22 protein-coding genes and 1 riboswitch are annotated in these 26338 nt (G+C 34.8%); of the genes, 7 read left to right on the top strand and 15 right to left on the bottom strand.

Annotated elements, in window-relative coordinates; translation table 11 throughout:
- The 6 genes from AC0INN_RS13530 to AC0INN_RS13505 form a co-directional block, all read left to right on the top strand.
- Nucleotides 1-1687, top strand: a 1687-nt coding sequence (locus AC0INN_RS13530; protein ID WP_306613557.1) for an RHS repeat domain-containing protein, incomplete at its 5' end; no start/stop codon positions are given.
- Entirely contained in the window at nt 1684-2256 is a 573-nt protein-coding gene (locus AC0INN_RS13525) for a hypothetical protein (RefSeq protein ID WP_273650582.1), read from the top strand. The genes AC0INN_RS13530 and AC0INN_RS13525, both read left to right, overlap by 4 nt.
- Before the next feature lie 184 nt (nt 2257-2440).
- A complete protein-coding gene (locus AC0INN_RS13520; RefSeq protein ID WP_273650581.1) occupies nt 2441-3046 on the top strand; it encodes a hypothetical protein in 606 nt (201 codons plus the stop codon).
- Nucleotides 3046-3588: a hypothetical protein gene (locus tag AC0INN_RS13515; protein WP_273650580.1), complete on the top strand. Its 543-nt coding sequence runs from the start codon at nt 3046-3048 to the stop codon at nt 3586-3588. The genes AC0INN_RS13520 and AC0INN_RS13515 overlap by 1 nt, the downstream gene beginning before the upstream one ends.
- A 139-nt stretch (nt 3589-3727) precedes the next feature.
- A complete protein-coding gene (locus AC0INN_RS13510; RefSeq protein ID WP_273650579.1) occupies nt 3728-4429 on the top strand; it encodes a hypothetical protein in 702 nt (233 codons plus the stop codon).
- A 4-nt stretch (nt 4430-4433) separates the two neighbouring features.
- Nucleotides 4434-4751 (top strand): DUF1493 family protein, encoded by a 318-nt coding sequence (locus AC0INN_RS13505; protein WP_306613554.1) that lies wholly within the window; start codon nt 4434-4436, stop codon nt 4749-4751.
- A 1273-nt stretch (nt 4752-6024) separates the two neighbouring features.
- Here the strand turns inward: AC0INN_RS13505 and metF are convergent.
- The 7 genes from metF to AC0INN_RS13470 all read right to left on the bottom strand — a co-directional run bounded on the left by metF (nt 6025) and on the right by AC0INN_RS13470 (nt 15726).
- Entirely contained in the window at nt 6025-6984 is a 960-nt protein-coding gene (gene metF / locus AC0INN_RS13500) for a methylenetetrahydrofolate reductase [NAD(P)H] (protein ID WP_273650577.1), read from the bottom strand.
- Between the two features lie 7 nt (nt 6985-6991).
- Nucleotides 6992-9652 (bottom strand): methionine synthase, encoded by a 2661-nt coding sequence (gene metH / locus AC0INN_RS13495; RefSeq protein ID WP_273650576.1) that lies wholly within the window; start codon nt 9650-9652, stop codon nt 6992-6994.
- Nucleotides 9653-9659: 7 nt separating this feature from the next.
- The gene (locus AC0INN_RS13490; RefSeq protein WP_273650575.1) at nt 9660-10751 is read right to left on the bottom strand and encodes a fatty acid desaturase family protein; all 1092 of its coding nucleotides are present in this window, start codon (nt 10749-10751) and stop codon (nt 9660-9662) included.
- Nucleotides 10752-10832: 81 nt separating this feature from the next.
- Nucleotides 10833-11843, bottom strand: a complete 1011-nt coding sequence (locus AC0INN_RS13485; protein WP_273650574.1) for a homocysteine S-methyltransferase family protein — start codon at nt 11841-11843, stop codon at nt 10833-10835.
- 67 nt (nt 11844-11910) lie between these two features.
- Nucleotides 11911-13071, bottom strand: coding sequence for an O-succinylhomoserine sulfhydrylase (locus tag AC0INN_RS13480; protein WP_273650573.1), 1161 nt, complete (start codon nt 13069-13071; stop codon nt 11911-11913).
- Nucleotides 13072-13186: 115 nt separating this feature from the next.
- Nucleotides 13187-14725: an ACT domain-containing protein gene (locus AC0INN_RS13475; RefSeq protein ID WP_373428018.1), complete on the bottom strand. Its 1539-nt coding sequence runs from the start codon at nt 14723-14725 to the stop codon at nt 13187-13189.
- Between the two features lie 11 nt (nt 14726-14736).
- Nucleotides 14737-15726: an alpha/beta fold hydrolase gene (locus AC0INN_RS13470; RefSeq protein WP_373428017.1), complete on the bottom strand. Its 990-nt coding sequence runs from the start codon at nt 15724-15726 to the stop codon at nt 14737-14739.
- Nucleotides 15727-15789: 63 nt separating this feature from the next.
- A riboswitch (SAM riboswitch) is annotated at nt 15790-15898 on the bottom strand.
- A 189-nt stretch (nt 15899-16087) separates the two neighbouring features.
- Here AC0INN_RS13470 and AC0INN_RS13465 point away from each other — a divergent pair.
- A complete protein-coding gene (locus tag AC0INN_RS13465) occupies nt 16088-18694 on the top strand; it encodes an MGH1-like glycoside hydrolase domain-containing protein (protein WP_273650572.1) in 2607 nt (868 codons plus the stop codon).
- A 287-nt stretch (nt 18695-18981) separates the two neighbouring features.
- Here AC0INN_RS13465 and AC0INN_RS13460 read toward each other — a convergent pair whose 3' ends face one another.
- The 8 genes from AC0INN_RS13460 to AC0INN_RS13425 form a co-directional block, all read right to left on the bottom strand.
- Nucleotides 18982-19401, bottom strand: a complete 420-nt coding sequence (locus AC0INN_RS13460; protein ID WP_273650571.1) for an OsmC family protein — start codon at nt 19399-19401, stop codon at nt 18982-18984.
- Nucleotides 19402-19419: 18 nt separating this feature from the next.
- Entirely contained in the window at nt 19420-19917 is a 498-nt protein-coding gene (locus AC0INN_RS13455; protein WP_172284421.1) for a YegJ family protein, read from the bottom strand.
- Between the two features lie 8 nt (nt 19918-19925).
- Nucleotides 19926-21248 carry a DUF58 domain-containing protein gene (locus AC0INN_RS13450; protein ID WP_273650570.1) on the bottom strand — a complete coding sequence of 441 codons (1323 nt, stop codon included), beginning with the start codon at nt 21246-21248 and terminating at the stop codon, nt 19926-19928.
- Between the two features lie 104 nt (nt 21249-21352).
- Nucleotides 21353-22384 (bottom strand): AAA family ATPase, encoded by a 1032-nt coding sequence (locus tag AC0INN_RS13445; protein WP_273650569.1) that lies wholly within the window; start codon nt 22382-22384, stop codon nt 21353-21355.
- Between the two features lie 61 nt (nt 22385-22445).
- On the bottom strand, nt 22446-23609 hold the full coding sequence (locus tag AC0INN_RS13440; RefSeq protein ID WP_273650568.1) for a DUF4350 domain-containing protein: 1164 nt from the start codon (nt 23607-23609) through the stop codon (nt 22446-22448).
- A gap of 14 nt (nt 23610-23623) precedes the next feature.
- Complete coding sequence (locus AC0INN_RS13435; protein WP_273650567.1) at nt 23624-24418, bottom strand: DUF4129 domain-containing protein; 795 nt, start codon at nt 24416-24418, stop codon at nt 23624-23626.
- Nucleotides 24411-25373 (bottom strand): DUF4013 domain-containing protein, encoded by a 963-nt coding sequence (locus AC0INN_RS13430; RefSeq protein ID WP_172284429.1) that lies wholly within the window; start codon nt 25371-25373, stop codon nt 24411-24413. The genes AC0INN_RS13435 and AC0INN_RS13430 overlap by 8 nt, the downstream gene beginning before the upstream one ends.
- On the bottom strand, nt 25357-26337 hold the full coding sequence (locus AC0INN_RS13425; protein ID WP_273650566.1) for a stage II sporulation protein M: 981 nt from the start codon (nt 26335-26337) through the stop codon (nt 25357-25359). The genes AC0INN_RS13430 and AC0INN_RS13425 overlap by 17 nt, the downstream gene beginning before the upstream one ends.
- Nucleotide 26338 lies beyond the last annotated feature (1 nt).

Genomic DNA, 26338 nt, shown 5'->3' with positions numbered 1-26338 from the left:
ACAAAACTATAACAATGACTTAATCCAGAGTATTTCTTATAACGAAAACAATGATCCGGTATTCATTGATGGAGAAAAAGGAGATGTGGCTTTCCAATATGGTTTAACCAGCATGAGGCAAAGGGTGAGTTATGGAGGTAACTTTAGCAATGATGGAGAAGGAAAGTTTACAAAATTCTATAGTGAAGATGGAAGCTATGAGGTGATCAAAGATAATACCACTGGAAAGGAAAAGCACATCCTGTATATTGGAGGAACACCTTATGATTCTAAAATTGTATATTTGAAAGACTATACAGAGAGCAGTGGATCTTATAAATTTTTGCACAAAGATTATATCGGAAGTATTCTGGCGATTAGCGATGAGGCAGGAAATAAACTGGAACAAAGACATTTTGACGCATGGGGTAACTTTACCCATCTTAAAATTGGGAATGGAGCTATTATTACCGATCAAAATGTAATTCGTAATTCATCACTCTTAATTGAAAGAGGCTACACCAGCCATGAGCATTTTACAGAAGTAGGAATCATTCATATGAACGGAAGGTTGTATGATCCTCTATTAAGAAGATTTTTAAATGCGGACGAGAATATACAGGACCCCACCAACACCCAGAATTATAATAAGTATGGATATGTATTGAATAATCCTTTAATGTTTAATGATCCCAGTGGAGAAGAATTGGTCACATTATTAGGGATTTCAATGTTTGCAATATGGAAAGCTGTATTTATAGGAGCTGCTGTAGGGCTGGTATCTTATACATTGACACTGGGACTCACAGGAAATATAGATAAATGGAGTTTTGGGGGAGCCTTAAAATCGATGTTCTTTGGCGCGGTCGGGGGTGCTGCTACCTTTGGGATAGGAACTATTTTTTCCGCCGCCGCGAAAACCTTTGGTAATGCAGTATTACAAGCCGGGGCTCATGGCCTCTCACAAGGAGTATTGGGAATGGTGCAGAATAATGGCAGTGGGTTTCTTCAGGCTTTTGCTTCAGGAGCTCTGGGAAGTTTAGGGGCAGCAGGTTTTCAGAAACTTGTAGGCGATGCTGCCAACAGTACCGTGGGTACGATTGCTTTTGGAGCCTTAGCAGGAGGGATTGGATCAGAACTCACAGGAGGAAACTTCTGGCAAGGAGCCGTTATAGGTGGTATTGTTGCTGGATTGAATCATGCGATGCATAGGATTGGAACTAAATCCATTGCTGAAAAGGAACTAAATGCAGTCGGAGTAAAGGACGTAAATGCAACAGCACCTAACACGCAGGAAAGCCTTGATACGGTTCTTAGTACAGACACATTATCTTCTATGCATAAAAAATCCGGAAATGTTCCTATCGGATATGGGACTACGGATCTTGGCAATGAAGCTGAAACAACACCAAATGCAAGTTCAAGAAGAGCTGTAAGTATTGTTTTAAATAAAAATTCGACATTTTCATACTTCAAACTTTATCAAACCGTTGGACATGAACTTACTCATGCTATTGATTTTATTTCAGGAGCAGCTGTAAGACAGTATGGTATTTATATGAAACGTTTTTCGAACAATCCAGAACGTTCAATGGAAAGGTATAACAATTGGAAAGAATATCGGGCATATGGTTGGGAAATGCGCTATGCAAAAGATTGGTGGTCATCACAACAATACAACAAATATAAATCATTATTAGGATTATGAAAAGAATAGTTTTTTTAATTACTACATTATTTTATGAATTTCTTTTTCCTCAAAATATTGATCTAAAATTGAGTGATAATTTGCAATACATAAATATTACTCTGAAATCAGGCAATAATCTTGAAATCAGGAAGGATATAGAATATGCCAATAATACATTTTATCAGGTCAAAAAATCAGGGATAAGGGAGAAAAAATTAACATTGTTTTTATATGATGAAAAAAATAATTTCATTGAAAGCGGAATTGCTAATAAAATAGGAAATATTAGATTTGAATCTATTGAACAATCTGAAGCGTATTGGAAAGAAAAAGAAATACTTGAAAAGGCACGTTTAGACCTAAGTCAAATCAATATAAATATTTCTAAATCTAAAGGCGTTTTATTGGAATTTCCATTTCGGGTCTATGCTGATATGGAATCTCTTTTCAAAGATTATCCATGTACATTATTAAATTGTTGGTATGAGTTTTATTCTTTAGAAAGAGGAAAAAAGTATAAAATGCAAGTTCAGTTAAAAATAAAATCTAAAATATATAAATCTAATATGGTAGAATTTGTATATTAAAAAATAACTCCTCATTACCGAACGAAATGAAAATCAACGAAGTCAATTCTTTTGTATGGTTAAAGAAAAAAGAGGTTAGATAATAACCCTAGATAAAGATAAAACTCTTACACCCCACTACCGCAAGAATCTTTCGTGTAGTGGGTAATAACAGAAACTTGTAGGCGATGCTGCCAATAGTGCCGTGGGTACGATTGCTTTTGGAGCCTTAGCAGGAGGGATTGGATCAGAACTCACAGGAGGAAACTTCTGGCAAGGAGCCGTTATAGGTGGTATTGTTGCTGGATTGAATCATGCGATGCATAGGATTGGAACTAAATCCATTGCTGAAAAGGAACTACATGCAGTCGGAGTAAAGGACGTAAATGCAACAGCACCTAACACGCAGGAAAGCCTTGATATGGTTCTTAGTACAGACACATTATCTTCTATGCATAAAAAATCCGGAAATGTTCCTATCGGATATGGGAAAACGAATCAATCTAATAGATTAGGAGAAACAAATGATAAAACAGGAAATATCATTTTAAATAAGTCAAAAACATTCTCATATTTCAAACTTTATCAGACTGTTGGCCATGAGCTAGTTCATTCAATAGATTTTATTAATGAAACCGCAAAATCAATATTTAATAGTTATTTGAAGTTTTACAAGAATGATCAAAAGCCTGCAAATATTTATTATAGAGAAGCGCTGGAGTTTAGAGCATATCAATGGGAGATAACATTTGCTCCCTCAGCATTATCTAAACAATGGTATAATTATTATAAAGTAAAAAATAATTGGTAATGAAATATATTATTTTTCTTTTGGCTTTCTGTTGTAGCTATGCTCAACAAGTAAGTATTAACTTGCAAAAACAAAATAATAATTTGAATGTTGGCATAATTTCTAATGAAAAGCTAAATTTAAATACAGATTTAACATCTACGAGTATTAATGGAGCTATGAATGAAACGGAGATATACCCTATGTATGAAAATAATTTATATTTATTTGTTTTTGATGGGGCTACCGTAGTTCCAATGCAAAATGCATACATTTTACCACATCCCGACGAACCACCCTCATTTTATAAAAAAGAGTTAGAAAATATTGAAAAAAGAAAAAATGAGAAAATATTTATTCATAAGGGAAAAATTAAAAAATTAAAGTATAAATTTTTAGTTTACAGAAATGCAAAGGAATTATTTCAAGATTATCCTTGTAGAATGTTTGACTGTTGGTATGCGTTTTATTCTTTAGAAAGAGGAAAAAAATATAAGATGCAAGTTCAGTTAAAAATAAAATCCAAAATATATAAATCTAATATGGTAGAATTTGTATACTAAAAAATAACTCCTCATTACCGCACGAAATGAAAATCAACGAAGTCAATCCTTTTGTATGGTTGAAGAAAAAAGAGGTTAGATAATAACCCTGGATAAAGATAAAACCCTTACACCCGATACCGCACGAATCTTTTGTGTGGTGGATAATAACAGTACCGTGGGTACGATTGCTTTTGGAGCCTTAGCAGGAGGGATTGGATCAGAACTCACAAGAGGAAACTTCTGGCAAGGAGCTTTGATTGGGGGTATAGTTACAGGATTAAATCATGTGGCGCATTTGAGAGACGCACCCTATAATGGTTACGATAAAGCTGGTAAAAAAATCAATAATGATGGAGGGAATACTACAGATTACATGTATGATGATAATGGAAATGTAATATCTTCTACATCGGTAAAAATAGGTACATTCCAGGGTGGAGAAGTTAGTTCAAGCGTAGAAGGCTATGGATACAGAATAAGAACTATTGGAACCGGAGGAGCCTCCTATGATGCTGGCTGGGATGTAACATCTATGTTTATTGGTACAGGAGAAGTGAAAGCTGGATTGGGTTTAATCAAAATGGGAGTAACTAATCTCAGTAAAGCTAAATTAGGTATTCCTGTTCTAGGTAAGGCTAGTAAAACCGTCTTAGAGTCTTCTCTTCACTACTCTAAAATTTATGGTTATAAAAAGATAAATTTATTGGGTGGATTAATAAAAAAACTTCCATATTTCACTGGAGTTAAAGCCGGGCTGACAAGGAATTGGGCTAGTTTTTATGGTCGAAATGCTGTTTGGTTCGGTGCAGGAAGATTCAGTATAGGAGGAGGATTAATCTATAATAATATAAACAAATAATTAAATGGATACAACTGATATTGTAGTAGATTATTTTCAAAAACGTGGGTATTATAATGAAGAACTGAAATATAAAACAATTATTAATGATAAAAATGAAGATTTTATGGATATGGAATGTCTATTTGAATCTTTTTTTAAAGATTTCAATATTAAAAACAGTAATGAGTTTAATGTAAATAAGTATTTTTACAATAATTTTCTGATAGAGAAATTTTTAATAAAAATAGGAATTAAGACTAATACCATTTCTAAACCTTCAATAACAATCGCTCACATGATAGAAGTAGCAAAAAGGCAGAAATGGTTTGATCCGGAATGAAAAAACTAGCTCCTTGCCTTTGCGAGGAGCTAGTTTTTATAACACAGTCATTATCATCCACAACACTTATGCTGCTCTGATAAGTAACTCGGGAAACACTTATGCTTAAGCTATGCTATAAATAATGCAGGGTCTTCTGTAAATGGAGATTGGATAGGTGGTGGATTGAGATATTATTCTTCCGCTACAAGAATGACAATGAATTATTTGAATAATTTCGGATAACAATACCCTTATATTATAATTAACCAAATACCTCGAAGCATAAGATGAGTAGACTACCCTATATATTTTTATTAATTTTGTTATATTCTTGTAATCAAAATAAAAAGAAATCATATTTGAATGGATTTGATGTTTCACCTGATATTAAGACTATAATTTTCTCTTACAAAGAGGATTCACTATATTCTGTATATGCTAAGCTTATTAATACCAATAATAGAATAACATACAATATTTTCAAAGGTCCCGGAAATTATATTAACCCAAAATATTCTGATAATGGTAAAACTATAATTGCTTTATATTATCCTAAAAATAAATTACGTCCCGAATTTCACTTTTACGATCTCCTTAGTCATAAAATAACTAAGAAATTAAAGTTGGTGATGGATTTATTTCCGATTATATATTTTCACAATCCAATAAAATATTTTATCTGCAAGCGAAAACTTTTCAATCGTATTCTCCAACTGTACCAAATGCTTATCATAATTATGACATTTATGAATTAGACATAAATAATTTAAAATCAAAAAAAATTTCAAATTTAAACTCATATTATATGCAGGAGATTTTAAATTTAGGAAAAGATAGCTTAGTAATTTCTATGCGAGGATCCCCAGATGAAAGTGGTTTGTTTTTCTTTAATCCAGACCATAACATAACGAATCCAAAAACACTTAATAAAATTATGATTACAAACGACACATTACGAAAATTCTACAATGTATTCTAACCCTGTATTACTGACAAATAATAATGTACTATGTGCATCATCATATCAATTAGTAATGTTAGACTTAAAAGCTAAAAAAGAATTTCCTGTTTTGCCATCTACAGGTTACCATTATAATATTATAAGAAGTGTAAATGACGTAATTTTTTATCAACAGAACGACAATACAAATAATATATATTATTTCAATTTAAATGAAAAGAAGATAAATTCTATAAACATTCATTACCCGCAATAATTCGGATTATCCTATTTTATAAAAAAATCCCTGTTGATAGAACAACAGGGATTCCTTTCATTAATACTCCTTCATTAAAATAATTCCCCTGCGACTTTCTTTATGTTATCACTTTTACCCATAGAATAAAAATGTAAAACAGGCACTCCAAAATCCAGAAGTTCCCGGCACTGATTGATTGCCCACTCTACCCCAATTTGCTTTACAGCTTCATTGTTTCTGGCATTTTCAACTTCACTGATCAATTCTTCGGGCAAATCGATTTTAAATACTTGTGGTAATAATTTTAAATGCTTTTTGGTTGCAATAGGTTTGATTCCCGGAATAATAGGAACCGTAATTCCCATTTCCCTTGCTTTGTGAACAAACTCAATGTATTTTTTATTATCAAAAAACATTTGCGTGACGATGTAATCTGCACCCGCATCTACCTTTTGTTTTAGCCATTTAAGGTCATAGTTCATTGAAGGGGCTTCAATATGCTTTTCGGGATATCCTGCAACTCCAATGCAGAATTTATTCAGTTCGTCACCAACCTCATCTTCATTATGAAGGTATTTTCCACGTCCGAGATCATTAATTTGATATACAAGATCCATCGCACTTTCATGTCCGCCTGGTGTTGCTTCAAAATACTGATGCCCTTTCATCGCATCTCCTCTCAGTGCCATAATATTCTCAATCCCGAGATACATACAATCTACCAAAAGGTACTCTGTTTCTTCTTTTGTAAAGCCTCCACATAATAAATGGGGAACGGTATCTACATTATATTTATGCTGAATAGCAGAACATATCCCCAAGGTTCCGGGGCGCATTCTTGTAATTCTGCGTTCCATCAGACCATTTCCTTTATCAAGATAAATATATTCTTCCCTGGAAGTTGTAACATCAATAAAAGGCGGTTTGAATTCCATTAAAGGATCTATATTCCTGTAAAGGTCCTCAATACCAATTCCCTTTTGTGGCGGAACCACTTCTAAAGAGAATAAAGTCTTTCCATTTGCTTTTTTTATATGTTCAGTAATCTTCATGCTTGTTTTAATCTGCTAAATTAGGTGACAGCCATTTTTTGGCTTCCTGAATGCTACACCCCCTTCGTGCGGCGTAGTCTTTTAATTGATCTTCTGTGATTTTCCCCAACCCGAAATATTTTGCATGAGGGCTGCCAAAATAATATCCGGAAACTGACGCTGTAGGGAACATTGCTAAACTTTCGGTAAGATAAACGCCTATATTTTCTTCTACTTTTAAAAGATCCCAAATGGTTTTCTTTTCCAGATGGTCAGGGCAAGCAGGATATCCGGGAGCAGGACGTATTCCTTTATATTTTTCGGCAATAAGTTCCTCATTGCTTAGCTCTTCCTGTTTTGCATACCCCCAATATTCTGTTCTTATTTTTTTATGTAAAAATTCGGCATATGCTTCAGCGAATCTGTCTGCCAAGGCCTTTACCATAATGGAATTGTAATCATCATTCGCCTTTTCATATTCTGCAGAAAGCTCATCTGTTCCAAAACCTGTTGTTACACAGAAAGCTCCCATATAATCTGTCTTTCCTGAACTTTGGGGAGCGATAAAATCACTTAATGCGAGATACTCTTTGCCTTTGGACTTTTGAACCTGCTGTCTTAAAGTCAAAAACCTTGTCTGTTCCTGATCATTTTCATCAAAGATGATAATATCATCCGTTTCATTAGCATTGGCTTTAAAAACTCCAAATATGGCCTTTGCAGTAAGAAGCTTCTCATCAAGAATTTTTTTCAGGATCACCTGAGCATCTTTAAATAGCTCTTTTGCCTGAGCCCCTACTACCTCATCCTCTAATATGTTCGGGTATTTCCCATGAAGATCCCAGCTCCTGAAGAAAGGTGACCAGTCAATAAACGGAACCAATTCATTCAGATCCTGATCCTGAAAGATTTGTACACCGATATTGTTGGGTGTAAAGATTTGTTCGCTTTCCCAGTCTATTTTAAAATGATTTCTTCTGGCTTCTTCAATAGAGACGTAATCTTTATCGATCTGTCTGTTCAGGAACTTTTCACGGAAATCCGAATATTCACTTTTTAAGTCATCCACATACTCCTTATTCCGGTCTCCCAATAAAGAACTTACCACATTTACCGCCCGGGAAGCGTCGTTTACATGTACAACAGCGTTTTTATACTTCAGATCTATTTTTACGGCTGTGTGCGCTTTTGATGTGGTAGCTCCTCCTATTAGTAATGGAAAATCCAAATTTTGTCTTTCCAGCTCAGCAGCAATATACACCATTTCATCAAGGCTTGGTGTAATTAAGCCGCTCAGTCCTATAACATCCACGTTTTCTTCAATTGCCGTCTGAATAATTTTCTCAGCCGGAACCATTACTCCAAGGTCTACGATTTCATAATTATTACAACCCAAAACAACACTAACAATATTTTTTCCGATATCGTGAACGTCTCCTTTTACGGTAGCCATAAGTATTTTACCATTCGCAGGTCTTGAACCATCTTTTTCCGCTTCGATGAAAGGCTGAAGATAGGCAACTGCCTTTTTCATTACCCGTGCAGATTTTACTACCTGCGGAAGAAACATCTTTCCGCTTCCGAATAAATCTCCTACAACACCCATTCCCGTCATCAGGTTGACCTCAATAACATGCAATGGTTTTTCTGCTTCTTTTCTTGCTTCTTCTACATCTTCTTCTATAAAACGATCTATTCCCTTTACCAAAGCATGGGTAATTCTGTCCTGAAGAGGTTTTGTTCTCCATTCCAGATCTTCCGTTTTCTCTTTTTTTACAGATTTATGCTTTTCAGAATAATCCAGAAGCCGTTCAGTAGCATCTTCCCTTTTATCTAGAATAACATCTTCTACAAGCTCCAGTAATTCTTTATTGATTTCATCATATACCTCAAGCATCGCAGGGTTCACAATCCCCATATTCATTCCTGCCTGAATCGCATGATAAAGAAAAACCGAGTGCATCGCTTCTCTTACCGTATCATTCCCCCGAAAGGAAAATGAAACGTTACTAACTCCACCACTTACAGAGGCATAGGGAAGGTTTTGTCTTACCCATCGCGTTGCATCGATAAAATCCAAGGCATTTCTTCTATGCTCATCCATTCCTGTTGCAACAGGGAAGATATTTAAATCGAAAATAATATCCTCAGCGGGAAAATCAATCTGATTAACTAAAATATCATATGACCGCTTTGAAATTTCTATTCTTCTGTCTAAGGTATCTGCCTGTCCTTCTTCATCAAAAGCCATCACAATAACAGCAGCACCATATCTTTTTATTGCTTTTGCCTGTCTGATGAATTCTTCTTCCCCTCCTTTTAAACTGATAGAATTCACCACACATTTTCCTTGAACAACCTGTAGTCCTGCTTCCAGGATCTCCCATTTGGAAGAATCCACCATAATGGGAATTCTCGCGATATCAGGTTCGGAAGCAATCAGATTCAGGAATTTAACCATTGATGTTTTTCCATCAATCAGTCCGTCGTCAAAATTAACATCGAGGATCTGCGCTCCCCCTTCCACCTGATGTCTTGCAATATCTAATGCTTCAGGAAATTTTTCTTCCTTGATTAATCTTAAAAACTTTTTAGAACCGGCAACATTAGTCCTTTCACCAACGTTGATGAAATTACTTTCCGGTGTTATGATAAGAGGCTCAAGGCCCGATAATCTTAAATATTTCATCAATTTTTTATTCTTCTAAAATGTAATATGCATTATTTGCATTTTGCCTCAGCAACTCCACATGTTTGCCTAAAGCGGTAAAAATTGGAAATCTTTTGTATACTAAACCATGTTCTCTAGCAAACTCTTCTATTTCTTCTGTTATCTCGTTATAGTACATATAGCTATAATTTGGAAAGAGGTGGTGAGCCACATGAAAATTGAAATTCCCCAATACATTTCTGATCATCCAATTATTATTGGTTAAATCATTGGTTACTTCCAACTGATGCCGAATCCAGCTGTATGGAAGTGAGTTTTTCTCATCTAATTTTGGAAAAGCATTATCGGGAAGCGGATGTAATGGCAATAAAACAAACAAAGCAAAAATGCTTGCTGTAATGACCTGTAAAAACCAGGCTCCTATCGCCAATCCAATCGAAACTTTAAAGAATACAACAGGAACAACAATCTGATAAAAGAAATAAAAGAGTTTATAAACAACCATCTTTACTTTCTCAACAACTGGAATGGCGCCCTGGGTTTTTAAAATAACCCTTTCCTTATCAAAGAAATCCCTGAAATCCCTGATAAACATCCAGTTGAATAAATATAAAGGATACACCAGAAAGAAAAACAGATGCTGGTATTTCTGCACTCCTTTTGCCCGGATCCATGGAACAATCAGCAGTAAACCACTCTGCTCTATATCAGTATCCCATCCGTCTACATTCGGATATGCATGATGGCTTGCAATATGCCTTTTCTTCCAGATATAAGAATTGGCTCCCACAAAATCAAAAATTTGCAGTACCCAGCTATTTAATCTTTTGTTTTTGAATATATTATTGTGAGCCGCTTCATGAATTAAATTCAGATAGATCAACACCAACATAATTCCCATTAACACAAAACTCAAAATATAAAGCAAAGATTTCTCAACATTAATCAACGCAAAAACATATAGCCCAATATAAATAAGGGGCAATAAAACAGCTTTAATCTGAATGTAGATATCTCTGTTTTCCTCTATGTTTTCGACTCTCTGGTTCACCTTTTTTCTTAATTCATTAAAGATTTTTGTGTCTTCTGCACTCTTTAAGTAACTCGGCTTTTCCATATGATTAGTTTTAGTTTAACTTAAAAATAATAATACTAAACCGTTATCTTACAATTGATTCAATGAAAAAAATCTATCAAATCATGCAAATTTCCTCAATTTTCTTGGCTCATACTTATTCACTAAGCCTGCTATAGCCCTGATATGTTCAGGGGTTGTACCACAACATCCTCCAATAATATTGATCAGACCTTTTTCCACATATTCTTGTATCTGTTCTGCCATAAACTCGGGTGTCTCATCATATTTACCGAAAGCATTCGGTAATCCCGCATTGGGATATGCTGAGACATAAAAATCCGAATTATGAGCCAATGTTTCCAGATAAGGTGTCAGCTGATTAGCTCCCAGCGCGCAATTAAATCCGACACTCAAAAGATTCAGATGTGAAACCGAAATTAAAAATGCTTCTGCCGTCTGACCACTCAAAGTTCTTCCCGAAGCATCGGTAATAGTTCCTGAAACCATTATCGGAATTTTTATTCCTCTTTCATCCTGAATTTCATCAATGGCAAATAAAGCTGCTTTAGCATTTAAGGTGTCAAAGATTGTTTCTACCAGCAAGATATCGGAACCCCCATCCAAAAGAGCTTCGGACTGCTGTTTATAAGCAATTCTCAGTTCATCAAATGTAATGGCACGATATCCCGGATCATTTACATCAGGGCTCAGACTTGCCGTTCTGTTCGTAGGACCAATAGATCCTGCTACAAACCTAGGCTTATCCGGGTTCTTAGCCGTGAATTCATCACATACTTTTCTGGCTATTTTTGCAGATTCATAATTCAGCTCATAAACCAGGTCTTCCATATGATAATCTGCCATTGCAATTGTAGTTCCCGAGAATGTGTTGGTTTCGATAATATCAGCTCCCGCTTCCAGATATTTTCTATGAACTTCTTCAATAGCATGAGGCTGTGTGAGGGAAAGTAGGTCGTTATTTCCTTTAACCAGATGCGGATAATCTTTGAAACGCTCACCACGATAGTCTTCTTCTTCAAATTTGTATCGTTGAAGCATCGTTCCCATCGCCCCATCAAGAACTAAAATTCTTTCGGAGAGTGCCTTATATAATTGTTCTGAACTTTTCATTTTGTAGATTGTGGCTAAAGCCGTTAATATTTTTTTCATAAATGGGCTAAAGCCCATTTCAATTGAGTTAATCCAATGCCTGTTTTAAATCAGCAATAACATCTTCCACGTTTTCCAAACCTACAGAACAACGTACAAGGCCGGCAGTGATTCCCACTTCGTTCCTTTCCTCATCAGTTAATTTGGAATGTGTAGTAGAAGCAGGATGTGTAACAATTGTTCTGGTATCACCAAGATTTGCTGAAAGTGAACACATCTTTATTTTATCTAAAAACTTTCGACCTCCTTCAATTCCTCCTTTGATTTCAAAAGCGACAATATTCCCTCCTAATTTCATCTGTTTTTTTGCTACTTCATAGCTTGGATGTGAAGGTAAAAAAGGATATTTTACTAATTCAACATTAGGGTGGCTTTCTAAAAATTCAGCGACTTTCAATGCATTTTCACAATGCTTTTCAACTCTGATGGCTAAAGTTTCAAGACTTTTAGACAAAACCCATGCATTAAAAGGAGACATGGCCGGACCTGTATTTCTTGCAAAAAGATAGATTTCCCGGATAAGGTCTTCTTTTCCTACCGCAACTCCACCAAGAACCCTTCCTTGTCCGTCAATTAATTTTGTTGCCGAATGAACCACAATATCAGCTCCGTACCTGATAGGTTGTTGAAGATAAGGGGTGGCAAAACAATTATCTACAATGAAGATAAGATTATGTTTTTTTGCAATTTTCCCGAAAAACTCAAGATCCAGAATCTCAATTGCCGGATTAGTCGGGGTTTCCAGATATAAAATTTTTGTATTAGGTTTGATAAGCTTTTCAACATTTTCTGCATCTTCTGCCTTAAAATAGGTAGTCTCAATATTCCATTTTGGGAAATACTTTGTAAAAAGTGTGTGTGTAGATCCAAAAACAGACTGGCAGCTTACAATATGATCTCCGGCATCAAGCAAAGTTGCAAATGTTGAATAAATTGCTGCCATTCCGGTAGCAAAAGCATATCCCGCTTCCGCACCCTCCATTTTCACAATTTTATCGGTGAATTCAGTAACGTTTGGATTGGAGAATCTGCTGTATAAATTTTTTGATTTTTCTTCTGCAAAGCTCGCCCTCATATCCTCTGCATCCTGAAAAATAAAGCTGGATGTAAGATAGAGCGGAGTAGAATGTTCATCAAACTGAGTTCGTTCAGTCTGCGTCCTTATTGCAAACGTTTCAAAATTTTCCATATAGTTTTAATTTTAATATCATGTATCAATGCAACAGTTTACCAATGAATCGATCGAATCTGATCTGAGCCATTTTTATCGGCACACTGTTATATCGTTACATTCGTACATTGATTTATTTTGTTTCACTTACTCTTAAAATATCACCAAAAACACCTCTCGCGGTTACCTGTGCTCCCGCACCGGCTCCCATAATTACAATAGGGTTTTCACCATAGCTCTCCGTATAGATTTCAAAAATGGAATCTGATCCTTTTAATTGCCCTAATGCGGAAGTAGCCGGCACAGAAATTAATTTTACATCAAGTTCTCCTTTTTCTTTTTGAAGATCGCCATGTAGATCGCCTACATATCGTAGAACATGATCTGCCTCCTGATTTTGTTTAATTTTCTGGTATTCCTCGTCCAATTCTCCCAATCTGGAAATGAATTCATTTTTGTCAATAGAAAGAAGGTTTTCAGGAATTAGATTCTGAATATTAATATCATTGAATTCATTAATCAGATCCAACTCTCTCGCCAGAATCAAAAGCTTTCTTGCAACATCATTTCCTGAAAGGTCCTCACGAGGATCCGGTTCAGTAAATCCTTTCTCCATTGCTTCTCCTATAATGGTTGAAAATTTCTCATCTCTAACTGAAAAATTATTGAAGATATAACTTAAAGAACCTGAAAACACGCCTTTAATTCTTGTAATATTTTCCCCCGACAGGTGCAATAGTTTAATGGTATCGATCAAAGGCAAACCTGCTCCCACATTGGTTTCGTAAAGGTATCGCCTGTTATTTTTATTCAACGTATATCTTAGTTTACGATATTCTTCTATTGGAAGGGTATTGAAAATCTTGTTGGAAGATACAAGATCAAATCCGTTCTCAGCTAAAGCATGATAATTCTTAACAAAATCCTTACTCGCCGTATTATCAACCACAATAAGATTCTCCAGCTGATTCTCTCTGGAGAAACTGATCAGTTCATCAACATTGGAAGGGTTTTCAGCAACTAAAACCTCATCATTCCAATTATGACCAAAACCTTTTTTATTGAATGCTATTTTTCTTGAATTAGCAACAGCCACTACTTTAAGATCTATTTTTTTCCGTCTCTTAATTTCTTCGGAAGATTCCAATACCTGGTCAATCAGAGTTTTACCCACATTCCCATGTCCAATGATTGCAAGATGAACGGTTTTAGGTTTTTTGGATATTTCAGATTCAATGATATTCTTAGTTTTCTCATCCTGAGAAGAGGTAACTACAATATTTACTCTTTTTTCACTTGCTATCTGATTCAGAAGCAAAGGAAAAACATTATTTCTTGCCAGTTCCGCCAGTATTTTATTAAAATCTTCAGCTACAAACCCCAGAACTGAAACGTTATTAATACTATAAATCTGAGATACTGCTCCTGATTTCCTTTCCGCTTCAAATTCCTCAATCAGACAATTAACCGCATTTTCAGAATCGTTTTCGTGAACCAAAATTGATATTCCGTTTTCTATAGCCTGTTGTGAGATCACTCCTACACTAATCCTGGCTAAAGTAAGTGCTTTAAAAATTCTACCGTCAATACCGATTTCCCCTAAGAAATCTTCTCCTTCAAATTTGATGATTGATCTGTTCTTTAAAAATTTTATTTCGTTAACATTTTTCATCTGTTCATTCTTTATTGTTTAGCTTTATTACAGGTTTCTTGTAATTGTTCAGTTTCTTTCTGTAATAAAATGGTTTTAATGATATTATTTAATTGTTTGTATTCCATTAGGAAGGCATCATGCCCGTGAACTGAGGTGATCTCGTGATAAGAAACATCCTTTTTTTTACCTTTCAGTTTTTCAAAACACATCCGGATTTCGGAAGCAGGAAAGAACAAATCTGTATCAACGGAGATCAAGTGCATTCGTGCCTGTACATTCTCCAGCCTTTCTTCCTCGGCATTAATGTTCATCAGCAAATGATTCATCAGTTGATAAGATTTTAAACTAAATCTTTCATTAAGAGCTTTTCCGTGATATTCAAGCCAATCTTCCGATTCAAGCTTATTTTTTGCGGTATTGTATTTATTTTGAAATCTGTCGTTTAAAGATTGTGGGGTTCTATAACATAGCATTGCATGGATTCTTGCCTTTTGTAACGGAGCGTCATTTCCATTTAATAAAAATTTCTGAACCATACATTGCGCATGCAGCCAATCATGAGTTCTGAAATCACAGGCAATGGGAATAAATACTTCTGCAAGTTCCGGGCGTTTAACCAGCATTTCCCATCCTATTCCTCCACCAAGAGAACCTCCGATAATCGCATATAGACTTTTAATGTTAAGTAATTCTAGCCCTTTTAAAAATATGCCTGCAATATCCGAAGGAGTAAACTCTTCATATTCTTCAATTAAAAAATCATCGTAACCATTTCCGGGAATATTGAAACACAAAACCGTATAGACATTGGTATCAACCACCTGGCCATCTCCTACTAATTGCTTCCACCAGCCATTTGTTCCCGATACATTGGAATTTCCCGTTAAAGCATGGTTGATTAAAATAACAGGTGCTGAAAACAGCTCTTTCCCGAAGGTCTGATAGCTCAACGGGATATTGCATTCCTTTCCGGAATTAGTTTGATACGAAAGATTAATATGTTTTAGTTCTGTTTTCAATTCTATTATACATTATTTATAATACAATTGAAAATGCCACAGGAAATGGCTGAAAAACTCAGTAAGTTATCTGTCCAAAAAATAATTTGGTAGAACGTAGCACCTTCTTCGCTTGCGCAAAGGGTTGCTAAGGTTTCATCGGGTCTAATCCCTCAACCTTTCTTGATAACATTTTCAATATTTGAATGATCGAATGGTGCAAAGATATAACATTTTATTTAATTTTTTCATGAAAAAAATAATTTATTCTGAAAATCCCTGTAATCATTATAGTTACAAGGATGTATTAAGAATTATTCAGATAGAAAAAATTGGAATTATTTTTCAAAAAAATTACCTTCGTAGTGAAAAATGATGAACTATGACTGCAGAAAAACAAAGATTACAGGATATAAAATGGAAAAACTGGGGGCCTTATGTAAGCAACAGACAATGGGGTAATGTTCGTGAGGATTATAGTCCCAATGGCAATGCGTGGAATTTCACCAATCATGATAAAGCTGAAAGTTATGCCTACCGTTGGGGTGAAGAAGGGATTGCCGGAATATCGGACACCAAACAGCTTTTTTGTTTCGCTCTTTCATTTTGGAACAAAAAGGACAAAATGATCAAAGAACGTTTTTTCGGATTGAGTAATCCCCAGGGCAATCATGGTGAAGATATCAAAGAGATCTTTTACTATCTGGACAACACGCCTACCCATAGTTATATGAAGATGGTGTATAAATATCCGATCCATGAATTTCCTTATGATCACCTGCTATCTGAAAACGGCAGACGAAGCAAAAAGGAAGCTGAATTTGAAATCTTTGATACCGGAATCTTTGATAATGATGAATATTTTGATATTTTCATCGAATACTGTAAAGCAGATGCTGAAGATTTTTTAGTCCGTATCACAGTTTGTAACAGGAGCCAAAACGACGCACCTATTGTTGTTGCTCCAACAGCCTGGTTCCGTAACAACTGGAAATGGGGATATAATACTTATAAAGGTCAGCTAAACGCCTCATACAACGGTTGTATTGATATTAACCATGATAGTATTTCCATCAAAAAATTCTATTCAAGAAATACCGGTGCCAAAAGTCTCTTTTGTGATAATGAAACCAATACACCTAAATTATACGGAGCTCCTTTAACAGATAACACCTATTTCAAGGATGGTATAAACGATCACATTATTCATAACTCCAATACCGTTAATCCGGAAAAAAGAGGTTCAAAAGCCGCTTTTGTGATTGAAGAAATTATTGGTGGGGGACAATCAAAAACCTTTGATTTCAGGTTGGCGCCAAACGACACCGATGAACCATTTCATCATTTTGATGAGATTTTCAACACCCGGATTGCTGAGGCCAACGAATTCTATGAAGAAGTTCAGCACGATGTAACGAATGATGATGAAAGAAATGTTCAACGTCAGGCGTTCGCAGGGCTATTATGGAACAAACAATTTTATCATTATAATGTTGGGAAATGGCTTAAGGGAGATCCTAATTTTGATGCACCGAGGGATTTCAATCATTATGTAAGAAATACAGAGTGGAACCACATGCACAATAAGGACATTATTTCAATGCCGGACAAATGGGAATACCCATGGTATGCTACTTGGGATCTCGCTTTTCACTGCGTTCCCTATGCATTAATTGATGCCCAGTTTGCAAAAAACCAACTTCTCTTGTTAACCAAAGAGTGGTATATGCATCCTAATGGACAACTTCCGGCGTATGAATGGAACTTAAGTGATGTAAATCCACCTGTCCATGCTTGGTCTTGTTTCAGGGTATTTAAGATTGATGAAAAGACCAATGGAAAACCGGATCTCCTGTTTCTGGAAAAGGTTTTTCAAAAATTACTTTTGAACTTTACCTGGTGGGTAAACCGTAAGGATAAAAACGGTAAAAATATTTTCGGCGGCGGTTTTCTAGGTCTTGATAATATCGGAGCTTTCGATCGTAATATGGAACTTAAAGACGGTGAGCATCTTGAACAGGCAGACGGTACAAGCTGGATGGCAATGTATGCATTGAATATGATGAGAATTGCAATGGAACTTGCCCAATACTATCAGGTATATGAAGACATGGCCATTAAGTTTTTTGAGCATTATCTTTACATCGCGGAAGCGATGGAAAACATGGGTGATGGAAAAGAAGGCCTTTGGAATGAAGAAGATGGTTTTTTCTATGATGTACTACAACTTGGGAACGGCGAAAGTGTTACGCTTCGTTTAAGAAGTATTGTCGGGCTTATTCCTTTATTTGCTGTGGAGATTATTGATCACGGATTATTGGAAAAAATGCCCAACTTTAAAATAAGAATGGAATGGGTGCTGAAAAATAAGCCGGAACTTACGAAACTGGTTTCCCATTGGGATGAAGAAGGTCACGGCAGAAAACATTTAATGAGTATCCTTCGTAAAAACAGACTAACAAAAGTCTTGACAAGAATGCTGGATGAAAAAGAATTTTTAAGTTCTTATGGTATCAGGGCCATGTCTAAAGTATATGAAGAAAATCCTTTTATTTTCTCTGTTCATGGGACAGAAAATGTGGTTTATTATACCCCTGCGGAAAGTGACAGCAGAATGTTTGGAGGAAATAGTAACTGGAGAGGCCCGATCTGGTTCCCTATTAACTTTTTGATTGTCGAAAGTCTGCAGCGTTTTCATTTCTATTATGGAAACAGCCTGAAAGTGGAATTACCGACAGGAAGCGGAGATAAAAGGAATCTGGATGAAGTAGCACAAAATATCAGTAACAGGCTATGTTCTATATTCCTTAAAGATGAAAATGGACAAAGAGCTTTTAATGGGGGAAACAATAAGTTTAATTACAATGAGCATTTCAAAGATTATATCACCTTTTATGAATATTTTCACGGAGATAACGGACGTGGAGTTGGCGCCTCACATCAAACAGGATGGACGGCAACGGTCGCTAAATTGATGAAACCGAGATAGAATAAAAATGTACCACTTTCTTAAGTGGTACATTTTTTTTATCAATTAATTAACCTTTAGTATTGAACATCATTGATGCCTTAGTTTTAGCCATAAGCTAAAATAAATAACAAAAATAATAATTATAATAGATTATTGATAAATATTTCATATATTTACATCGTTAACCTTTAAGAAAATGAAACTCAATGTTTAAATCTTAAAGAAAGAAAATACCCTCAACAACACATAATAAGCATAAAGCCGGATTTTAACAATCCGGCTTTTTTATTTTGTTTATAACATCCTTAAATTTTTTCCCCATTTACAAATACATCATAACCGATTTCTACATTAGGCTCCAAAGTTTTAGAAACAGAACAGTATTTATCAAATGATAACTGCGCTGCTTTCAAAGCCTTAGTGGGGTCGATGTTACCTTCCAAAAAAAACTGAACTTTAATTGATTTAAAAGGCTTAGCATCATCGACAGGTACTCTCTCTCCTTCTACTTCTGCTTTAAAACCAGTGATATCCTGTCTTTGTTTTTTTAATATGGACACGACGTCTATTCCACTACATCCTGCAACTGCCATTAAAACACTTTCCATGGGAGAAACTCCTTTAGCTCCGGGTTGTGATGTATTATCCAAAAGGATTGAATTTCCTTGAGAATTAGTACACTCAAATAAAAAGTCGTCGTTTATTCTGTTTAATGTAATTTTCATTCTAATTAATATTTTTCTTTATTCGTAAATTAATCCTTCTGCATCCATTTCTTTTTTTTCTTCAGGACTCATATATTTTCTTACAACCTTTATTGTGTAAGCCCCTTTTACAATATTCTTGTCATTATATTTCCAATCACTAATTCTTTCAATGGGAACTTCAACCGAATCTCCTAACTTGACCAATATTTTTTTATCAAACGGCTCATTTTGAACAATCCCATAGTATTTCCCATCCTTAAACTGAATATCTCCGATCCAGATATGTTCTCCACCTCCATCAGATGTGTCAAACTGCTGTTTTAATGTAAAATTGGAATAATCAGGGTTTTTACTTTGTATCGCGTTTTGAAATTCGGGTAAAGTTTCTTTCGCGTTTTTTACAGCACTATTCATTTCCTCATCAGCATTTTTAAAATACATGATATCGGGTTTACCTTCTCTCTTAAGTTTTTCTCGCTTCTCCTGGCAATTTATCAGAAATGCCAAAAGACAGATAACAGTTATTATTCTCATAGGCAAAATTATAAAATTCCTCTGGCTTTTATCTCCAGATATTTATTGATAACATCGATATTTAAATTTTCAGGAAGTGTATATACTGTATAAATCCCATATTTCCGTAGTTCCTGAATGATCAGTTTCTTTTCAAATTCAAATTTTTCAGCAATAACTTCATCATAAATCTCCTGCATACTCTCCGGATTCTTATGAATTAAAGTCTGGAGTTCCGAATTCTTAAAAAATACAACGACCAACAAATGATTTTTTGCAATGCCACGCAAGTACTTTAACTGCCTGTTCAAACCATCCAGCGTTTCAAAATTTGTAAAAAGTAAAATCAGGCTTCTTTGGTTGATTGAATATTTTACATCCTGATAAAGGCGATTAAAATCACTTTCAAAAAAATTGGTTTTTATATTATAAAGTGATTCCGAAATTTTCTTTAGCTGACCGGATTTGTTTTCTGCAGCTATCTTGTTTTCAGTTTTTTTAGAGAATGTCATCATCCCTGCCCGATCTCCTTTTTTTAATATAATATGAGACAGGGCCATTGTCGCATTGATAGAATAATCAAGAAGACTTAACTCTTTAAATGGCATTTTCATGGTTCGTCCAGTATCAATCAGCATGAAAATCCTTTGAGATTTTTCATCCTGAAACTGATTAACCATCAAACGATTGGTCTTTGATGTAGCCTTCCAATTGATTGTCCTGATATCATCCCCGGGAACATAATCCTTGATCTGCTCAAACTCCATGGTATGGCCGAGCTTTCTGATTTTTTTGATACCCCCCAATAAGAATTCACTTTGAAGAGCCATTAATTCATATTTCCGTAAATGAACAAAAGAAGGATATGCCGCTAAATTTGCATTTTTCTGGAATCTATATCTTTTCGAAACAAAACCTATCGGAGAAGAAGTATAAACATTTAAGCTACCAAAATTATATTCACCTCTTTCTTTAGGCTCAAGAATATATTGAAAGAATGCATTTCTGCCGGGATCAATTTCTTTTCGAATTAAAAAATCCCTTTTCTGAAACTGAAACGGAATTTCATCAATGATTTTAGTATTGATCTTAAAACCATAATTATTTTTAATATCAATTTTTATTGGATTCTCATCACCATTTGATAACTTTTCAGGTAAGATCCTTTGTGCTAAAACACCTTCTTTTTGATTAAAAAGTAAAAGATAATCTACCATTGCAGCCAAAAAGCAAAGCAAGAGCACAATATGAGCTACATAAATAAAAATTGGAAAGAAAAAAGCCAGAACATAAAGTATCCCCACTCCAATGAGCGTAAAGAAAAAGCGATTATTAATGTATAAGTTTCTCATTTTTCAGGTTGTGGATAACAGATTTTATAGCAGCCTTATAAATCCACTACAAGGAATCTATTACTCTCTTCAACATTTTGAAATTTTATAATATCACTTATTATTTATCTTGGAATTTCTATTCCCTCCAGAATCTGTCTGATAATTTCGTCAGCACTTAATCCTTCCATTTCTCTTTCCGGCGAAACAATTACTCTGTGTCTCAACACTGCATAACTGGCTTCTTTGATATCTTCCGGAGTTACAAAATCCCGCCCCCTTAAAGCCGCAAAGGCTTTAGATGCCGTAAGTAAGGCTAAACTTGCCCTTGGTGAGGCTCCTAAATATAAAAACTGATTTTCTCTTGTATTTACAATGATTTTAGCAATATACTCCATCAGCTGTGCTTCTACAATGATCTCTTTCACCAACTGCTGATAGTTTTTTAATTGCTGCGCAGTGATAACACGTCCTACTGCTTCTGTTTTATCTTCGGTCCTGCTTTCATGTTGATTCTTAATAATCAGAACTTCCTGTTCAAGATTAGGATACCCAACATTTATTTTAAACAAAAACCGGTCTAACTGTGCTTCCGGAAGCCTGTATGTTCCTTCGTGCTCAATCGGATTTTGTGTAGCAACGACTAAAAACGGCTCCTCCATCGTATATCGGATACCGTCCATTGTAATCTGCCTTTCTTCCATTACTTCAAACAAAGCAGCTTGTGTTTTTGCCGGAGACCTGTTGATCTCATCAATTAAAATAAAATTGGAGAAAATAGGTCCTTTTTTAAACTCAAACTCCGAATTTTTCACGCTGAATACTGAAGTCCCTAAAATATCCGAAGGCATGAGATCAGGGGTAAATTGTATTCTGCTGAAATTTACATCAATAGTTTTTGCCAGCAACTTTGCCGTAATGGTTTTTGCAACTCCTGGAACTCCCTCAATGAGAACATGTCCATTTGAAAGGAGCGCTGCCAAAAGATGTTCTATCATACTCTCCTGCCCCACAATCACCTTACTTATTTCGGCTTTTACTTTTTCTAAACTCACACGGAGTTCAATCATATCGATTCTCGATTGAAAATCGTTTTCTTCTTTATCAAGATTTATAGAACTTTTATTTTCTACATTTTCGTTCTCAAGGTTTTCCATACAATTTTAATTTATCATTTGTCAATGTATCCGTAACCACAGTTACTACATCGTTATATTATTATCGTATTATTTCATCCAGGATCTTATTCATTCTGGTGAGATCTTCTTTCATTACACTAGCATAAGGATCCTGAGCTTTCCGGATAAGAGCAATAGCTTCGGTAATTACCTCTATATTTTTCCCTGTTTTCAATTGCAGTTTCTTTGCAAACTCATTATCGAGATTCTGGGTATCGATAAGAAGATCCATTCTAACTTTATTCAGGAAATATTGGGCTTTTTTAGCCATCATATCATGAAAATCACCTTCCTGCAGATAAAGATTTCCGATACTTTTCACAAATTCCACAGAAGTATTTTTCAGAGGTTCTATTACAGGAACAATTCTCTGTTTCCTTTTTGCATTGAAAAAAATAAATAAGATCATCCCTCCTAAAAATACCCACCATGCATATTTCAGCGCTGGTTTTGACAGAATAAATCTCATAAAAAAGCGGGAAGAAGCCTTGGCATCTGCAGCTTCCACAAACCAAACGGTTTCTTTATCGTTAAGATACGAAAAAACATCCTGTGCATATTTTATATTTCCAGGTTTCAGAAGATAATAGTTGGTGAGAAAAAGTGGCTCACTATGAACGAAAATATTTCCCTTTCCCAACTTTACTTTTATAAAATTTGCCTGATCCGTGTTATTCTTTTCAACAGTCTTTCCTAGTATTTCAACACTGGGTTTAACATAAGAAAATCCTCTTCCAGACGGAAATTTATCTAAGTTAATAAAATCATTCTGATATTTCTTATCTGTAAGCTTTAACACATTCTGATCTTCAAAAGAGATTTGAGAAGCATAAAAGCCTATACTATCAGAAATTTCTTTTGGTATCCTGCCTGCAATCAACATAGCATCCGATCCTTTGGAGACTTCATTCAAGATACTGCGCCAGGATTCCCTGTCAATTTCTTTTTCTATTATTAAAATATTGTGAGACTGCTTTTTATTCTCATTATAATATTCATATGGTGTTTCAGCTATTTTCTTAAGCTGATTTTTAAAAAGATCTTTAGACTCTTTGTTAAATACAAATAACCCAAAAGGTGATTTTTCATTTGGATCAAAGTTCTTTCGCCAGTCTGTAACTTCCTTTTTATTAACTTCAAGCAATGCCAGAATCACCATGATAATGATGAAAATTACAGCATATATTTTGAAAGTTTTATTCATTTTTAAAGATTTTATTATGGCTTAAATGTCTGATATTGATTTTTAAATTTTAAATAATCCTGTTCGGTAATGCTAAATTCACCATACCATACATAATCAAATATATAAGAAAGGTTTGAAAATTCTTTTTTCAGGTATTCTGCTTTAAGCTCTGCCGCATAATCTTTATTTGTCTTTTCAGGATTCCAGATGATAAGCTTTTTATCGCTCAACTTTTTAAGAACGTACAAAAACTGATAACGTACTGCGGAACGGTAATCTCCTGTTACTTCAAATTTTGCAATGCTCTCAGGAAAATTGATTTCATGGATATTTTCATGCAATTCTTCTTCATTGATATTTACTTTTTTATTCTTTTTCCCAAAGAAGAAATTGCCATCTTTACTTATGAGATACCTGACAATAAAATATAGAAGAAAACCTATAAGTACAATGGCAAATAAACGCATCACAATAGTGGTAACCTTTGCAGAGGTTCCAAAGGTATCCTCACCGAAAATGCCCTCAAGAATTCTTGCTATTTTCCGTTGCAGTTTTTGCCAGAAAGATTCCCTGGGTTTTATTGTTGTGTAATCAAATTCATTTCCTTTGTATCTTGACTTAAGATTTTCCCTGAATTTTTTAGGATAAATCGTGTTTTCAGAAACAGGGTGCTCCATCAATACCGAATCTGCACGGTACATATTTTTATAATGCCCTGTACTCAAAGAATCTTCAACATATGCTTCCGGTGGCAATTCAATGTCATCCTGAGCATACACGAATCCTGTTGAGAAAAAGATCAGTAAGAAAAAAATAATTTTATTCATTATTACCGATGGTTTCTATTTCTGCAAGTTCCACCTTCTGATGCAGGTCTGTCCTGCTATCGTAATACATCAATCCAGAATTGATATACATAATATTTGAAAGAAAAAATGAAAGCAGCATGGAAATCCCATAAATCACAAAAAACAGCACTCCCATAGCTCCCTGAAAGGGGTTTTGTTCAAAATTTCCATCAGGAGCTGAAGTAAGAATTGAACTGTAGAAAAATATCATGGGAATAAATGTGAAAATGGTGGTTATGGTATACATGATAAGAAAAATGATCGTTGTAGCTCCCCAATACTTCCAGTAAGGAGACTTTTCCCTTCCGTTGGTATAAGAAAATTGTGATCTTATCGAATAACTTAAACTCTCAAAAAAACCGCGGCCACTATTAAAATAATCATACATCAAAAATGTAACAACATTAAACAATGTCGGATACACCAGTAACATAATAAATAATCCGATGATAATTAGTATCAATGCGTATGAGATGCCGATCATAATCAAAGCCAGGGGAGTTACAATAAATACCATTCCCAGGCAAAGTGTACCTATTCTTCCTGCGTTATTTTTAAAATCGCTGAGAATATCATCTGTCCTTATTTTTTCTTCGCCCTTTGAAAGTCTTTTCAGATAAAAAACAGGATAAAGATAATTGACAATCACCAGGATAAAAAAAAGCAGAAACGTAAGCAAGCAAACAACAATTAACATCCCTGCATTATCTTCAAAATATTGCTGAAAATAGTAACTGTTACCATTCATATTTGACCCGAATATCTGGGAAAACAGTTCCCTGTATCCAAAAACAAAAATGGTAGTCATTAAAATCAGCAACAAACCATTTAGCAAAATATAGTTTTTGAAATAATTCTTTCCATATAATTTGAAAAAATTAAAACTATCACTGATAAAGGTCCCGAAATCTCTTTTTTTATATAGCTGCATCATCTGTGTTTTTAATTTTTTTATTGACAACGGATGGATAAATAAAATAATAATATCCGATAACCGTTAGCGAACCTAGGATAATAATTAAATTTAAAGCTAATGGCATTTTTAAAGCATGCCTTGTAACATAGCCTTCAATAATTCCCGCACAAATGGTAAAAGGAATTGTACTTAAAAATATTTTGAAGGAATCTTTAAATCCATTTTTAAATGAGTTGAATCTCGACAGGGTTCTTGGAAATAAAATTGATGCCCCGAGAATTAATCCGCACATAGCTTCAACAACCATTGCGAAAATTTCAAAAACACCGTGTAACCATATTCCTCTTGCACTCTCCTTAAGTGCCCCATAGTCATAAAAGAAGTACTGGAAGGATCCGAGCATCACACTATTTGAAAGTAATGCATACAGTGTACCGACTCCTCCAAAAACTCCGTAAATATACAATTTAGCACCTACCCCAATGTTATTAAAGATAATCCCAATGGTACTTCCCCATGTAGAACCACTTTGATAGACACCAACCGCATTTCCTTTCTTAATATTCTCTATTGTTTCATTCACATAACTTTCACCCAGAATTATATTTACAAAATCCTTATCATAAATTGCTGAAAGGACTCCTATTGAAGTAAACAATGCAAAAAACAAAAACGCGTAGAGCAAATATCTTTTGTATTGATACACTAACAAAGGAACCTCTGTTTTGAAGAAATAAAGGACTCTGTTTTCCTCTACCCTTTTTGTTTTGTAAATTTTTTGGAATATCTGTGAAGAAAGATGATTTAAATAAACCGTAGTATTACTTTTAGGATAATAAGTCTGAGCAAAAGAAAGATCATTAATGAGGTTGATATACAACGATGACAGGTCATCCGGATTTTTTTTTATTTTCCCTTGAATAACCTGTTCAATTCCCAACCATTTTTCTTTATTTTGTTTTATGAAATAAACTTCTCTCATA

The sequence above is a fragment of the Chryseobacterium subflavum genome (assembly GCF_055762745.1).
This window is presented reverse-complemented; position numbering and strand designations above follow the sequence as displayed.

What these genes read in the sequence shown, in the direction of transcription:
- AC0INN_RS13525 (WP_273650582.1), top strand. Translation starts at nt 1,684, where the DNA reads ATGAAAAGAATAGTTTTTTTAATTACTACATTATTTTATGAATTTCTT.
- AC0INN_RS13515 (WP_273650580.1), top strand. Translation starts at nt 3,046, where the DNA reads ATGAAATATATTATTTTTCTTTTGGCTTTCTGTTGTAGCTATGCTCAA.
- AC0INN_RS13505 (WP_306613554.1), top strand. Translation starts at nt 4,434, where the DNA reads ATGGATACAACTGATATTGTAGTAGATTATTTTCAAAAACGTGGGTAT.
- metF (WP_273650577.1), bottom strand. Translation starts at nt 6,984, where the DNA reads ATGAAGATTACTGAACATATAAAAAAAGCAAATGGAAAGACTTTATTC.
- metH (WP_273650576.1), bottom strand. Translation starts at nt 9,652, where the DNA reads ATGAAATATTTAAGATTATCGGGCCTTGAGCCTCTTATCATAACACCG.
- AC0INN_RS13490 (WP_273650575.1), bottom strand. Translation starts at nt 10,751, where the DNA reads ATGGAAAAGCCGAGTTACTTAAAGAGTGCAGAAGACACAAAAATCTTT.
- AC0INN_RS13485 (WP_273650574.1), bottom strand. Translation starts at nt 11,843, where the DNA reads ATGAAAAGTTCAGAACAATTATATAAGGCACTCTCCGAAAGAATTTTA.
- AC0INN_RS13480 (WP_273650573.1), bottom strand. Translation starts at nt 13,071, where the DNA reads ATGGAAAATTTTGAAACGTTTGCAATAAGGACGCAGACTGAACGAACT.
- AC0INN_RS13475 (WP_373428018.1), bottom strand. Translation starts at nt 14,725, where the DNA reads ATGAAAAATGTTAACGAAATAAAATTTTTAAAGAACAGATCAATCATC.
- AC0INN_RS13465 (WP_273650572.1), top strand. Translation starts at nt 16,088, where the DNA reads ATGACTGCAGAAAAACAAAGATTACAGGATATAAAATGGAAAAACTGG.
- AC0INN_RS13460 (WP_273650571.1), bottom strand. Translation starts at nt 19,401, where the DNA reads ATGAAAATTACATTAAACAGAATAAACGACGACTTTTTATTTGAGTGT.
- AC0INN_RS13455 (WP_172284421.1), bottom strand. Translation starts at nt 19,917, where the DNA reads ATGAGAATAATAACTGTTATCTGTCTTTTGGCATTTCTGATAAATTGC.
- AC0INN_RS13450 (WP_273650570.1), bottom strand. Translation starts at nt 21,248, where the DNA reads ATGAGAAACTTATACATTAATAATCGCTTTTTCTTTACGCTCATTGGA.
- AC0INN_RS13445 (WP_273650569.1), bottom strand. Translation starts at nt 22,384, where the DNA reads ATGGAAAACCTTGAGAACGAAAATGTAGAAAATAAAAGTTCTATAAAT.
- AC0INN_RS13440 (WP_273650568.1), bottom strand. Translation starts at nt 23,609, where the DNA reads ATGAATAAAACTTTCAAAATATATGCTGTAATTTTCATCATTATCATG.
- AC0INN_RS13435 (WP_273650567.1), bottom strand. Translation starts at nt 24,418, where the DNA reads ATGAATAAAATTATTTTTTTCTTACTGATCTTTTTCTCAACAGGATTC.
- AC0INN_RS13430 (WP_172284429.1), bottom strand. Translation starts at nt 25,373, where the DNA reads ATGATGCAGCTATATAAAAAAAGAGATTTCGGGACCTTTATCAGTGAT.
- AC0INN_RS13425 (WP_273650566.1), bottom strand. Translation starts at nt 26,337, where the DNA reads ATGAGAGAAGTTTATTTCATAAAACAAAATAAAGAAAAATGGTTGGGA.